Raw genomic sequence first — 13457 nt, 5'->3', positions numbered from 1 at the left:
CCCTCTGAACCCCGCCCTCTGAACCCCGCGCTCTGAATCCGGCGTCCTGACGCCGGTGCCCGAGGTTCAGTCCCGCAGCCGGATCACGGTGACCCCGGAGCCGGGGCCCGTCACGACGAGCACCCGTTTGCCGGTGACCCCGTCGAGGGCCGCGGTGATCTCCGCGGCGGATGGGCCGCCTGCAGTGCTGTCCGTGCCCGCTTCGGCGCCTGCGTCTGCTGTTGTGTCTGCGTTGCCCTCTGCCCGCGCCCAGACGGTCACGGATGCCCCTGTGGTCTCGGTGATCGCCCGCCGGAGCGGTTCGGGGGACGCGCCGGTGACCAGGATCACCCGTCCGATGGTGCATTGCCGGCCCGGCGTCGCGGCGCTCATGGCCCTGTCGCGCTGCCAGACGGCGAAGTGGTACCCGGCGGCGAGGCCGGTCGCGATGAGGAGCCCCAGCGGGGCGCGCACCCGCTCGAGCAGGCTGCTCCCGGATGGGGACCCGGACGCGGACCCGAGACCGAACTCGAAGATGCGGTAGCCGATCAGGAGGAGGGCGACCAGCGCGACGACGGCGCTGACACCGAAGACCAGGATCAGGTAGACGCGCCGGGCGGTCGCGGAGCTTGTGGATGGATCGGCCGGGGCCAGCGGACGCCAGGCCAGCCACCAGACCGGTCCGCCCGCGATCATGACGCTGATGCCGCCGAGCAGCAGGGTGCGCGGGTTCGAGTCGGCGAGTGGCTGCGCGAGTGCCGCGAGCAGGGAGTTCACCACGACCCCGAGCCCGGAGGCCGCACCGACGAGCCCGATGCCGGACACGACCAGGCCGGCCGCCTGCCTGGTCTGGTCGCCGCGGACTGGAACCAGGACCCGGTGATAGGCCCAGACGAATGCGCCCATCGACGCCGCCGCGAGTGCGTTGCCGAGGGGATCGAGGATGCCGGTGAGGGACTCGGCGTTTCCGAACGCGCCTGAGCGGTCGAAGCCGAGCCTGAGCAGCACGAACACCGTTGTGCCCGCCCCGGCGAGGGTGAGGATCGCCGCTCCGCCGATTCCGCTGGCGATGAAAGCGACGTCGGCGAGCCCGCCGCGGAGGGTGACGGCCCTGTCGTGCAGCCAGTGCCACCACCACACGGCGCCGCCGCCGGCGCACCAGACCAGGCCTTCGAGGGGGAGCCACCACCACGGGGCACCCGCGAACGTCGATGCCCCCGACCCGGTGATGGCCGAGTCGAGCAGCGCGCCGAGCGCCGTGACGGCTCCGCCGGTACCGATCACGAGACCGAACACGCTCCCGAGAACGATCGCCGCCGTCGGGAGCCGCAGCGGATGCGTGGCCGGATTCCTGGATATCCACGTGTGCCACACCCACACGGCGGCCCAGACCAGTCCGGTGGCGAGGGTGCGCGGCTGCCAGTCCGCGCGCACGAGGGCCGCTGCGGAGCCGAGCAGGGCGGTCGAGGCGACGACGAGCGCGACGGTGCGCATGCCGGCGAGGTAGAGGCCCCAGGCGAGGGACGACCGATCTTCGCCGTCCAGGCGCCGCCGGAGCACCCACCACAGCAGGGCGGCGAAGGGGCCGGCGACCAGGGTGAAGGCGAGCGAGCGGGCGAGTCCGGCGACGTCTTCCCCTGCGAGAGCATTACCCGCATCGAGCAGGCGCCCCAGCAGCCCGGCCAGACCGATCGCGGCGATCACGACGAGGGCGAACAGGAGGACGAAGGCGATCAGGCGCCGGACCGTCGGCTGGGCCGACCCTCCCCGCGGTGCCGGCGACCGGCGGACCCCGATCACGATGGCGGCGATGACGACGCCGAGCGCGACCAGGAGACCTGCCCCGACGATCACGGGGCATCGGTCGTGGTCGTGGTGCCCGGGCAGATCGCGAGTTGCCAGGGCGCGGAGTCGATCTTCCAGGCGCCGTCGACCGTGAGCAGGTCGAACACCTCCTGGCTCTCGTATTCCGAGGACCCGAAGGGGCCGGCATCCTCCGAGGTGACGATGGACACCGTGACGTCGGCCGAACCGGGCCGCTCCGTCGTCGAGACGAGCGTGACCCTCAGGTCGCCGGCGGCCCGGCCGCCGACCGCGTCGCAACTCGCGAGGGCGTGCGGGGTGAGGAATCCGGCCGCCTTCTGCTCGTCGCCGTCGATGACAGCGGCAGAGTAGCGCTGGACGACACCGGCCGGGGTCGCCTGGCCGAGCTGCTCCGGCGCTCCGCGGGAGAAGACGACGACGAGCGCGACGATGACCAGAACTACGATCACGGACAGAACGGCGATCAGGGTGCGATCGGGCCTGCCCGGAGTGGGGTTCATCTGACCAGCATGACACCGCGCGCCGATTCATGGTCGCCCCAGTCACTTTCCTCGTTCAGGGGGACCTAGGCTGGCAGGGTGTCGACGCTCAGTGATCTCGTACTTGCCCAGGGCCGCAGCAGTGCCGAGGATGTGGACTGGCTCCACATGCTCGTCGCGGATGGTCAGCTCCTCGCCGACCTTGCTTTCGCGGACATCGTGGTGTGGGTGCCCGGCACGACCGGGAGCTTCGTGGCGGTCGCGCACGCGCGCCCCTCGAGCGCCGCGACCCTGTTCTACCGCGACTTCGTCGGGCAGGGAATCAAGGGGGAATGGCGCCAGCAGGTGACGGAGGCCTTCGAGTCCGCCAGGATCGTGGATACGACGGCCCCGGACTGGTACGAGGAGACTCCGACCCGCGTCAGGGCGATCCCCGTGATGCGCCGGCTCAGCACGACCGGTTCCCAGATCGCACCCGTGCCCGTCGCCGTGCTCACCCGGCACACGAACCTCAGCGAGGCGCGCACGCCGAGCCGCCAGGAACTTACCTTCAACGACTGCGCCAACGACCTGTTCGCGATGATCGCCTCCGGCGATTTCCCCGATCTCGGCGCTCCGACCGGCCCGCGCCGCGGCGCCCCGCGCGCCTCGGACGGCCTGATCCGGCTCGACCTCGACGGTGTCACGACCTTCGCGAGCCCCAACGCGCTCTCCGCCTTCAACCGGATGGGCTTCGTCGACGAGCTCGAGGGCGAGTCACTCGCCGAGGTCACGACGGGATTGCTCACCGGCACGGTCGTCGTCGACGAATCGCTCCCGCTCGTCGTCACCGGCCGGGCTCCCTGGCGAACCGATGTCGAGGCTCGCGGGGTGACCGTCTCGCTCCGCGCGATCCCGATCCGCAACCGCGGCCAGCGGATCGGCGCGATCGTGCTCTGCCGCGACGTGACCGAACTGCGCCACCAGGAGCGCGAGCTCATCACGAAGGACGCGACCATCCGGGAGATCCACCACCGGGTGAAGAACAACCTCCAGACCGTGGCGTCGCTGCTCCGGATCCAGGCCAGGCGGACCCACTCCGATACCGCGCGCGAGGCGCTCAACCAGGCCATGCGCCGGGTCGCGGCGATCGCTGTCGTCCACGACACCCTGTCGACGGGGCTGAACCAGCAGGTCGACTTCGACGTCGTCTTCGACCGGGTGCTGCTCCTGATCGCCGAGGTCGCATCCGCTCACAACACGACGGCGCACCCGAAGCTGTCCGGCAGTTTCGGCGTTCTGCCGAGCGCCTTCGCCACCCCGCTCGCGCTCGCGCTCACGGAGCTCGTCACGAACGCGGTCGAGCATGGCCTCGCCGGCCGGGAGGGCGAAGTCGTGATCGAGGCCGAGCGCAACGAAGAGACCCTCACGGTGCGCGTGCGTGACAACGGTTCCGGTCTTCCCGAGGGCAAGGTCGGATCGGGACTGGGCACGCAGATCGTGCGCACCCTGATCCAGGGCGAGCTCAGCGGGAGCATCGACTGGCACACGATGATGGGCAGCGGCACCGAAGTGACGATCGAGATTCCCCTGCGGTACATGCGTGAGACCTGACTGCCGCGGGGGCGGCGCGCCAGGTCTCAGGACACGGGCGGTGGGGCTAGGACGCGCGGCGCGCCCGTGCGGCACGGCGCTTGAGGGCGCGGCGTTCGTCTTCGCTCAGGCCGCCCCAGACGCCGGAATCCTGTCCGGTCTCCAGTGCGTACTGGAGGCACACCTCGGTCACATTGCAACGGGCACACACAGACTTGGCCTTCTCGATCTGGTCCACAGCGGGTCCAGTGTTACCGACGGGGAAGAACAATTCCGGGTCGGCGGTGAGGCAGGCCGCTTTGTCGCGCCAGTCCATAGAGATGCTCCTTTATTGCAGGGTGCCTGGCCGATTGGCCGAAGATGAGAGGCTGCCGATTGCAGGAAGGTAAGCGATTTACGCATTCATAGGGCTCACGTCCCTGTGAGCGTCAACCGGGCCTCAATTATGGTCGCATAATGGTGGGGTCAAATCAATAGTTTGGTATGGGATATCTCTGTGAATCAACAGTTCGACCAGCGTCCGGACGGTGACGCCGGTGCGTTCCGCCCGCTTCGTGCGCCCGCACTCCTTCTCCTCGCCGGCCTGCTCTGGGCCGAGGCCGCCCTGCTCTGGGCCGCGGTGGTCTGGCTCGTCCTCGAGCTTCTCACCGCGACGCCGACCTCGCTCGCGAGCGGGGTCGCGATCCTGATCATCGTGCTGATCGCCGCCGCCTGGGTGACCGCGATCGCGGTCAATTCCCTGAGGCGCCGCGGCTGGATCCGCGGCGCCGCGGTGACCTGGCAGGTCGTGCAGATCGCCGTCGCCGTCGGCTGCTTCCAGGGGCTGTACGCGCGTCCGGATCTCGGCTGGGCGCTCCTGGTGCCCTCGATCGTGGTGCTCGGGCTCCTGTTCACCCCCGCGGTGCTCGCGGCCACGCAGACCCCGCGGGATGAGGGCGACACGGCCGGGTAGACATCCGTCGCCGAGTGTTCACACAGTATTTCGTCCAGGCAGCAGGTCGGTGCCGCCCGGACGGCAGCGGATGTCGTCAGCGGCCGCTGGGGGCCCCTGACGGCCCCGGGGAAGTGGGACCGGGTGTCAGTCGCCGAGGCCGAGCTTCTTGCGCAGGCTCGCGACGTGGCCCGTCGCACGTAGGTTGTAGAGCGCGAGGGTGATCAGTCCGGCCTCGTCGATCACGAAGGTGGACCGCAGGACGCCCGTGACGGTCTTGCCGTAGAGGTTTTTCTCGCCCCAGGCGGCGTACGCCCGGTGCACGGTGAGGTCGCTGTCGCTCAGGAGCGGGAACGTGAGGCCCTCGGCGTCCCGGAAGGCCCGGAGCTTCTCCGGCGTGTCCCGCGAGACGCCGAGCACGCGGTAGCCCGCAGTCTCGAGCGAACCGAGGCTGTCGCGGAAATCGCAGGCCTGCTTCGTGCAGGCCGGGGTGAGCGCGGCCGGGTAGAAGTAGACGACGACCTTCGAGCCCGCGAACCCGGCGAGCGAGACGGATGCGCCGTCCTGGTCGGTGAGCGTGAACTGCGGTGCCGGGTCGCCGGCTTCGAGGCGCGTGGAATCCGTCATGCCCCCACGTTAGTGGTGCGGGGACACCGCGAAGGTCGCGAGCAGTCGTTGCAGCGAGTCGAGGCGGGCCTTGCCGGTGTCGCCGAGTTCGCCGGCCGCGACGGCCTCGTTGATGGCGCAGTCCGGCGAGTCCGGCAGATGGGTACAGCCGCGCGGGCACTTCTCCGCGATCGCGGCGAGGTCGGTGAACGCCTTGAGGATGTTGTCGGTGTTGATATGCCCGAGGCCGAAGGAGCGCACTCCGGGAGTGTCGATGACCCAGCCGCGGCCGGCATCCGTTTCGAGTCGCAGCGAGACCGTCGAGGACGAGGTGTGCCTGCCGCGGCCGGTCACGGTGTTCACGACGCCGACGGCGCGGTGCGCGTCCGGCACGAGGGCGTTGACGAGCGTGGACTTGCCGACGCCGGAGTGGCCGACGAAGACGGTGTCATGGCCGACGAGCGCAGCGGAGATGCTCTCGAGCGGCATGGCGTCGTCGCGGCTCGTGAAGACGATCAGGTCGAGGCCGGCGAAGTTGTTCAGGAACTCGGCGGGATCGGCGAGGTCGGTCTTCGTGATGCAGAGGATCGGCGTGACGCCCGCGTCGTACGCCGCGACGAGGTACCGGTCGACCAGGCGGATGCGCGGCTCCGGGTTCGCGGCGGCGACGACGATGAGCATCTGGTCGGCATTGGCGACGATGACCCGTTCGACGGCGTCGGTGTCGTCGGCGCTGCGGCGCAGCAGGGTGACCCGCGGCACGATCCGCACGATGCGGGCGAGGCTGCCCTCCGCCCCGGTGGTGTCTCCGACGATGTCGACGCGGTCGCCGGTCACGACGGCGTGCTTGCGCAGCTCGCTCGCCCTGGCCGCGGTCACCCGTCGTTCGGTGTGCTTGTTCTCGTCGAGCATGACGGTGTAGCGGCCGCGGTCGACCGAGAGGATGCGCCCGGTGAGCGCGTCCTCGTGGTCAGGGCGGGTCTTGGTGCGCGGTTTGCTGCCCTTGCGGTTGGGGCGCACCCGCACGCTCGACTCGTCGAACTCGGGTTCGTCGTCGTCCGCGCCGGCCCACCAGCTCATGCGAGCACGGTCGAGGCGAGGAGCGCGTGCCACAGTTCGGGGAACTGGGGGAGCGTCTTCGCAGTCGTGCCGATGTCCTCGACCAGGACGCCGGGAACAGCGAGGCCGATCAGGGCTCCCGCCGTCGCCATCCGGTGGTCGTCGTAGCTGTGCCACTGTCCGCCGTGCAGGGGCCGCGGGTCGATCTGCAGGCCGTCCGGCAGCTCCGTGACGGCGCCGCCGAGCCCGTTGATCTCCGTCACGAGGGCGGCGAGGCGGTCGGTCTCGTGGTTCCGGATGTGGCCGATGCCGGTGATCGTGCTCGGGGAATCCGCGAGGGCGGCGAGGGCGACGAGGGCCGGCGCGAGCTCACCTCCCGTGGAGAGGTCGAGAGTGACGCCGGTGAGATGCTCGCCCGCGGTGACCGTGAGACGGTCGCCCGCGCGGGTGACGATCGCGCCGAACAGCGGCAGCAGGTACGCGAGGTCGGCGCCGACCTGGGTCGTCTCGGCAGGCCAGCCCGTGATCGTGACGCTCCCGCCGGCCACGAGCGCGGCCGCGAGGAACGGCGCGGCGTTGGACAGGTCTGGTTCGATGTCGACGTCGATACCCCGGATCGGGCCGGGCTCGACGATCCATTCGCCGACGGCTGGGCTCGTCACGGTGACCCCGCGGCGGGCGAGGGTCGCGATCGTCATCTCGATGTGCGGCAGGCTCGGCAGGCGTTCGCCGTCGTGTCGGAGGTGCAGTCCGCGCTCGAACCGCGGGGCGGCGAGGAGCAGGCCGGAGACGAACTGGCTCGAGGTGGACGCGTCGATCGTGACCTCACCGCCGGAGAGGCTGCCGGTGCCGTGCACCGTGAACGGCAGCGCGTGGCGGCCGTCGTCGTTGATGTCGGCGCCGAGGGCGCTGAGGGAGGAGATCGTGGTCGCCATCGGGCGGCGGCGTGCACCGGCGTCGCCGTCGAACGTCGTCGGGCCGAGCGCGAGGGCGGCGACGGGCGGGAGGAAGCGCATCACGGTGCCGGCCAGGCCGCAGTCGATCGTCGTCGAGCCGAAGAGCTCGCCGGGGGTGACCCGGAGGTCCGTGCCGAACTCGCCGTCGCCGGGGACGGACTCGATCGTGGCGCCCAGCTGCCGGAGCGCATCGACCATCAGGTCGCTGTCGCGGGAGTGCAGCGGTGCGCGGAGGAGGGAGGGCCCGTCGGCGAGGGCCGCGAGCACGAGCTCGCGGTTGGTGAGCGACTTCGAACCCGGCAGGGAGACGACGGCGGCGAGCGGCCGCGCTGCAACAGGGGCCGGCCACCAGGCATCCGTCTCTTCGGGCGCGTTGTCGCCGTAGGGATCGAAATCGGGCTTGGAATATCTCGAGATCAACATCGGTTATCAGGATAGTCGGTGATGAACAGATGAGGGAGGTCCCGATGGTGCTGTCAACGGTGCTTGAACGACCCGAAACGTCCGTGATCGACGCATTAGAATTGTCCGTGATGACAACTGACGCGATCGACCTGCGAGACCTGTTCGAAGAACAGGCGATGCCCTACATCGACCAGCTCTACGCCGCAGCAATGCGGATGACGCGCAATCCTTCGGATGCGCAGGACCTGGTCCAGGAGACGTTCGTCAAGTCGTTCGCCGCTTTCAAGCAGTTCGAGCAGGGCACCAATCTCAAAGCGTGGCTCTACCGCATCCTCACGAACACATTCATCAACACCTATCGCAAGAAGCAGCGCGAGCCCTACCAGGGCACCATCGACGACCTCGAAGACTGGCAGCTCGGGGGCGCCGAATCGACGACCGCGATGGCGAGTCGCTCGGCAGAGGCCGAAGCGATCGATCACCTGCCGGACAGCGCCGTGAAGGACGCCCTGCAGTCCATCCCGGAAGACTTCCGGCTGGCCGTGTACTTCGCCGACGTCGAGGGCTTCTCCTACCAGGAGATCGCCGAAATCATGAAAACACCGATCGGCACCGTGATGAGCCGCCTGCACCGTGGCCGGCGACTCCTGCGTGACCTGTTGGCCGGCTATGCGCTCGAGCGCGGCCTGGGCTCAGCCCAGCCCGCATCCGGGACCCCGGCTGCAACGGGCCGGGCCGGTCGTAACACCTCTGGGAGCACGAAATGACCGATTGCGGCTGCGAGAAGGCCAAGGCCGAACTCGAGGAATACCTCCACAACGAACTCTGCGGCGAGGACACCGCCGATATCCAGGAGCACCTGGCCCACTGCACGGACTGCAGCAGCGAACACCTCGTCGGGCGCACCCTGACCGAGGCCGTGCAGCGCGCCTGCCGGGAGATCGCTCCGGAAGACCTCCGCGACCAGGTGTTGCTCAAACTGCGTACCATCCAGTCCTCGCACTGACTCCCGCCTGGCACTGACTCCTGCGTGGCGTGTCCCTCGCGGCACCGTCGTTCGGCGGATGCCCGTGACGGGTCACCCGGCGGACTGGCTGGTTTCGACGTCACTCTCGTCGACGTCGATGAAGGCGGCATCCGCGAAGGCAGCGTCGTCGCCGACGCCAGTCGCGACCGTTTCCGTCGTTGTGGCGTCGTCCCTGGCCGCGCCGGTCGGCGTGCCGGCCTCGACCGAACCCAGGTAGAACATCGCTCCCGTCGGGTCTGCGACCTGGGCGAAGGTGCCGAACTCCGAGTCCCACGGCTCGCGAAGCACCGCGCCGCCCAGCTCGACGACCCGGGCGGCGGCCGTTGCCGCGTCCGGGACGCCGAAGTACACCGCCCAGTGCGAGGGAACACCCTCCGGGAGGAACGCCGTCGAGTCCATGACCCCGGCGACGGGCATGCCCTCCGGCCCGATCGTGCTGTACCGGAATTCCGGGGTGTCGCTCAGGACCTGCGGGTCCCAGCCGAAGACGGTCGCGTAGAACGGCAGGGCGGCGTCGTAGTCCCGACTGCTGAGTTCGTGCCAGATCGGTGTCCCCGGCCGGGCGACGGTGTGGAAGCCGTCGAACTCAATGGGCTGCCAGATGCCGACCGCGGCGCCGGAGGGGTCCGCGAGCACCGCGGTGCGTCCCATCCCGCCGACCGTGAGCGGCTCCAGGAGCACCTGGCCTCCGGCTGCGACCGCGGCCGTCACCGTGTCGTCGACGTCGTCGACCGAGAGGTAGACGAGCCACGCGTCCGGCGCGTTCGACCCGTCAGGGGCGGCGGCCATTCCTGCGACATCTGCGGCTCCGCGCGAGAAGGTCACGTAGTTGCCGTATTCGGGTCCGGATTCGCTCGCGTGCCACCCGAAGAGCTGGGTGTAGAACTCACGGTCCTTCGAGGGATCCGAGGTCATCAGGTCGTTCCAGCAGGGTTCGCCGAGCCGGGTCACATCGCGGGTGGACACAGCAACACTCCTTCGGTCGCGTCGCGGTCCCTGTCACCTTCGAGGTCGCGATCGCGGCCAGCCTACGACCGGGCCCGTCTCCGGGCAATGCCCGTGCCCTTCCGGTCGAGAGTGCCCGCCAGAACGGGAACTCTCGACCGGAAAGGTACGCCTAGAGGGTGAGCGCGTTCCTCAGCAGGTCGACCTGTTCGGCGGCGTGCCGCTTCGCGGAGCCGGCCGCCGGCGATGCGGAGGCGGCCCGGGAGAACACCCGAACCGGGCGCTTGACGACCTTGCTGGTGCTGAAGTAGAAGAACGGCCAGGCGCCCTGGTTTTCCGGCTCATCCTGCACCCAGGCGAGTTCGGCGTCCGGGTACTGGGCGACGACCTGCTGAATCTCGGCTGCGGGCAGCGGGTAGAACTGCTCGATCCGCACGAGTGCGATCTCGGGGTTCGGGTTCTTCTCGAGCTCGCTGAGCAGGTCGTAGTAGAGCTTGCCCGCCATGAACAGCACGCGCTTGACAGCGGACTTGTCTGTGATGCGCGCGTCGTCGATCACGGGCTCGAAACGTCCGCTGGTGAAGTCGGCGACCGCGCTCGTCGCGCCGCGCAGGCGGAGCATCGACTTGGGCGTGAAGACCACGAGCGGGCGCCGCGGGCGCATGTACGCCTGGCGGCGCAGCAGGTGGAAGTACGAGGCCGGCGTCGAGGGGCGGGCGACGGTCATGTTGTTCTCGGCGCACAGCTGGAGGTAGCGTTCGATCCTCGCCGAGGAGTGGTCGGGGCCCTGGCCCTCGTACCCGTGCGGGAGGAGGAGCACGACGGAGGACCGCTGGCCCCACTTCTGCTCGGCGGAGGACACGAACTCGTCGATCACGGTCTGGGCGCCGTTGGCGAAGTCGCCGAACTGGGCCTCCCAGAGAACGAGCGCGTCGGCGCGTTCGACGGAGTAGCCGTACTCGAAGCCCATCGCCGCGTATTCGCTCAGGAGCGAGTCGTAGATCCAGAACCGGGCCTGGTCCTCGCTGAGGTTCGCGAGCGGCAGCCATTCCTGGCCGTTGATGCGGTCGTGGAGAACGGCGTGACGCTGCACGAAGGTGCCGCGGCGGGCATCCTGGCCGGCGAAGCGCACCGGGGTGCGCTCGAGCAGGAGGGAACCGAGGGCGAGGAGCTCACCGAACGCCCAGTCGATGTTGCCGTTCCGGCTCATGTCCGCACGCTTCTGCATGAGCTGCTGGAGCTTGTTGTGGACCGTGAAGCCGGCGGGCTTGTTGAGGAAGGCATCCCCTATGAGGTGCACGACCGCCTCGGGGACGCCCGTGGTCGCAGGCTCGCCGACGGCTTCGTCCTGGAGGTTGTTGCCGGAGGACAGGCCCTGGCTGCCGACGACCGGAATCGACGAGGACTGCGCGGCGTGCGTCTCCATGAACGCGCGTTCGAGGCGGTCCTGGAAGTCGGCGTGCGCGGCCTCGTACTCTGCCTCGGTGATGTCGCCACGTCCGACGAGCGCCTCGGTGTAGAGCTTCCGCACCGAGCGCTTGGCCTCGATCAGGTTGTACATCAGGGGCTGGGTCATCGAGGGGTCGTCGCCCTCGTTGTGGCCACGCCTGCGGTAGCAGATCAGGTCGATCACGACGTCGCGCTTGAACTCCTGGCGGTAGGCGAATGCGAGCTCAGCGACCCGCACGACGGCCTCGGGGTCGTCGCCGTTCACGTGGAAGATCGGCGCCTGGATGGTCTTCGCGACGTCCGTCGAATACACCGAGGTGCGCGCGTCGAGGGGCAGCGTCGTGAAGCCGACCTGGTTGTTGACGACGAGGTGGATCGTGCCGCCGGTGCGGAAGCCGCGCAGCTGGGACATCTGCAGCGTTTCGAGCACGATGCCCTGGCCGGCCATGGCTGCGTCGCCGTGCACGAGCACGGGGAGGGTCGAGAAGGTGCCGATCGGCTTGCGGTCCTGCTTGGCGCGCACGATGCCCTCGAGGACGCCGTCGACGGCTTCGAGGTGCGAGGGGTTCGCGGCGAGGTACACCGGGATCTCCACGCCGTTGTTTCCGCGGAAGCTGCCCTCCGTGCCGAGGTGGTACTTGACGTCCCCTGAGCCCTGCACGCTTCTGGGGTCCTGGGTGCCCTCGAACTCGCGGAAGATCTGGCCGTAGGTCTTTCCGGCGATGTTGGTGAGCACGTTCAGCCGGCCACGGTGGGCCATGCCGATCGCGACGCCGTCGAGGCCGGCATTCGCCGCACCTTCGAGGATCGCGTCGAGGAGCGGGATGGTGGACTCGCCGCCCTCGAGGCTGAACCGCTTCTGGCCGACGTACTTGGTCTGCAGGAAGGTCTCGAAGGCCTCGGCCTCGTTGAGCTTTCCGAGGATGCGCATCTGCTCGTCATGCGTGGGCTTGACGTAGGTCTTCTCCATCTTTTCCTGCATCCACTTGCGCTGGGCAGGGTCCTGGATGTGCATGTACTCGATGCCGGTCGTGCGGCAGTAGGAGTCGCGGAGCACACCGAGGATGTCGCGGAGCAGCATCAGCCGCTGGCTGCCGAAGCCGCCCGTGACGAACTGGCGGTCGAGGTCCCAGAAGGTCAGGCCGTGGTTGGCGATGTCGAGGTCGGGGTGGGTGCGCTGGGTGTATTCGAGCGGGTCGACGTCGGCCATCAGGTGTCCGCGGACCCGGTAGGCGTTGATCAGTTCCTGCACGCGCGCGGTCTTGTCGACGGCGCTCGCGAGGTCGACGCTGATGTCGGGCGCCCAGTGGATCGGGTCGTATGGAATGCGCAGCGCCGCGAAGATGTCTTCGTAGAAGTGGTGCCCGCCGATGAGGAGCTCGTGCACGATCTTGAGGAATTCGCCGGAGCCGGCGCCCTGGATGACGCGGTGGTCGTAGGTGCTCGTGAGGGTGATGGTCTTGGAGATGGCCAGGCCGGTGAGCGTCTTGACGCTCGCACCCTGGAACTCGGCCGGGTAGTCGAGGGCGCCGGCGCCGATGATGCAGCCCTGCCCCTTCATCAGCCTGGGGACGGAGTGCACGGTCCCGATGCCGCCCGGGTTGGTGAGCGAAACGGTCGCGCCGGAGAAGTCGTCGGCGGTCAGCTTGTTCTTGCGCGCGCGGGTGACGAGGTCTTCGTAGGACGACAGGTACTCGCCGAAGGTCATGGTGTCCGCACGCTTGATCGCGGGGACCATCAGGGCGCGGGTGCCGTCCGGCTTGGGCAGGTCGATCGCGATGCCGAGGCCGACGTGGGCGGGAGCGACGACGGAGGGCTTTCCGTCGATCTCGTCGTACCAGACGTTCTGGCTCGGGAACATCTTGAGGGCCTTGATCAGCGCCCAGCCGATCAGGTGCGTGAAGGAGACCTTGCCACCGCGGGACCTGCGCATGTGGTTGTTCATCACGATGCGGTTGTCGATCAGGAGCTTGGCCGGGATGGTGCGCACGCTCGTCGCCGTTGGCACGGTGAGGCTCGTGGCCATGTTGGCGGCGAGGCTCTTCTGCATGCCGCGGAGCGGGGTGACGAGGTCCTGCGTCTCGGCAGTGCCCGCCGGCGCCGGCTGGCCCTTGACCGGCGCGTCGGCAGGGACGGGGAGCGAACGCGGGGCGGTCGAGGTGGTGCGGGCGGTGCGCTGGCCGCCGATGATCGCGATCGGTGCCGTGATCGGGGCGGGCTCGACC

12 protein-coding genes are annotated in these 13457 nt (G+C 69.2%); 4 read left to right on the top strand and 8 right to left on the bottom strand.

Annotated features, from left to right (window positions below; translation table 11 throughout):
* Nucleotides 1–66: 66 nt before the first annotated feature.
* Nucleotides 67–1833 (bottom strand): DUF5671 domain-containing protein, encoded by a 1767-nt coding sequence (locus QN357_RS13400; protein ID WP_322189546.1) that lies wholly within the window; start codon nucleotides 1831–1833, stop codon nucleotides 67–69.
* A complete protein-coding gene (locus tag QN357_RS13395; RefSeq protein WP_134449763.1) occupies nucleotides 1830–2303 on the bottom strand; it encodes a hypothetical protein in 474 nt (157 codons plus the stop codon). Before QN357_RS13395 ends, QN357_RS13400 begins: the two co-directional genes overlap by 4 nt.
* Before the next feature lie 78 nt (nucleotides 2304–2381).
* On the opposite strand from QN357_RS13395, the gene QN357_RS13390 reads away from it, so the two are divergent.
* A complete protein-coding gene (locus tag QN357_RS13390) occupies nucleotides 2382–3875 on the top strand; it encodes a sensor histidine kinase (RefSeq protein WP_134449764.1) in 1494 nt (497 codons plus the stop codon).
* A 46-nt stretch (nucleotides 3876–3921) separates the two neighbouring features.
* Here QN357_RS13390 and QN357_RS13385 read toward each other — a convergent pair whose 3' ends face one another.
* On the bottom strand, nucleotides 3922–4170 hold the full coding sequence (locus QN357_RS13385; protein ID WP_035837005.1) for a WhiB family transcriptional regulator: 249 nt from the start codon (nucleotides 4168–4170) through the stop codon (nucleotides 3922–3924).
* 180 nt (nucleotides 4171–4350) lie between these two features.
* Between QN357_RS13385 and QN357_RS13380 the strand changes: the two genes are divergently transcribed.
* On the top strand, nucleotides 4351–4806 hold the full coding sequence (locus QN357_RS13380) for a hypothetical protein (protein ID WP_322189547.1): 456 nt from the start codon (nucleotides 4351–4353) through the stop codon (nucleotides 4804–4806).
* A 126-nt stretch (nucleotides 4807–4932) separates the two neighbouring features.
* Here the strand turns inward: QN357_RS13380 and bcp are convergent, their stop codons facing one another.
* The 3 genes from bcp to aroA are packed head-to-tail and all read right to left on the bottom strand — an operon-like array spanning nucleotide 4933 to nucleotide 7829.
* Nucleotides 4933–5412, bottom strand: coding sequence for a thioredoxin-dependent thiol peroxidase (gene bcp / locus QN357_RS13375; protein ID WP_322189548.1), 480 nt, complete (start codon nucleotides 5410–5412; stop codon nucleotides 4933–4935).
* A 9-nt stretch (nucleotides 5413–5421) separates the two neighbouring features.
* On the bottom strand, nucleotides 5422–6471 hold the full coding sequence (gene rsgA, locus QN357_RS13370) for a ribosome small subunit-dependent GTPase A (RefSeq protein WP_134449767.1): 1050 nt from the start codon (nucleotides 6469–6471) through the stop codon (nucleotides 5422–5424).
* The gene (gene aroA, locus QN357_RS13365) at nucleotides 6468–7829 is read right to left on the bottom strand and encodes a 3-phosphoshikimate 1-carboxyvinyltransferase (protein WP_322189549.1); all 1362 of its coding nucleotides are present in this window, start codon (nucleotides 7827–7829) and stop codon (nucleotides 6468–6470) included. The genes rsgA and aroA overlap by 4 nt, the downstream gene beginning before the upstream one ends.
* 110 nt (nucleotides 7830–7939) lie before the next feature.
* Between aroA and QN357_RS13360 the strand changes: the two genes are divergently transcribed.
* Together QN357_RS13360 and QN357_RS13355 are read left to right on the top strand one after the other, a co-directional pair.
* Nucleotides 7940–8578: a sigma-70 family RNA polymerase sigma factor gene (locus QN357_RS13360; protein WP_174774656.1), complete on the top strand. Its 639-nt coding sequence runs from the start codon at nucleotides 7940–7942 to the stop codon at nucleotides 8576–8578.
* Entirely contained in the window at nucleotides 8575–8817 is a 243-nt protein-coding gene (locus QN357_RS13355; protein WP_134449770.1) for a zf-HC2 domain-containing protein, read from the top strand. The genes QN357_RS13360 and QN357_RS13355 overlap by 4 nt, the downstream gene beginning before the upstream one ends.
* 72 nt (nucleotides 8818–8889) lie before the next feature.
* Here QN357_RS13355 and QN357_RS13350 read toward each other — a convergent pair whose 3' ends face one another.
* Complete coding sequence (locus tag QN357_RS13350) at nucleotides 8890–9804, bottom strand: VOC family protein (RefSeq protein ID WP_241975497.1); 915 nt, start codon at nucleotides 9802–9804, stop codon at nucleotides 8890–8892.
* A 151-nt stretch (nucleotides 9805–9955) separates the two neighbouring features.
* Nucleotides 9956–13457: multifunctional oxoglutarate decarboxylase/oxoglutarate dehydrogenase thiamine pyrophosphate-binding subunit/dihydrolipoyllysine-residue succinyltransferase subunit (locus QN357_RS13345; RefSeq protein WP_323504996.1), on the bottom strand; the 3502-nt coding region annotated here is incomplete at its 5' end.

It is taken from the genome of Cryobacterium sp. RTC2.1, assembly GCF_035018685.1.
In the GTDB taxonomy this organism is placed as follows: domain Bacteria; phylum Actinomycetota; class Actinomycetes; order Actinomycetales; family Microbacteriaceae; genus Cryobacterium; species Cryobacterium glucosi.
Note: the sequence above shows the minus strand (reverse complement) of the source record. Positions and strands in the feature narration are given on the sequence as shown.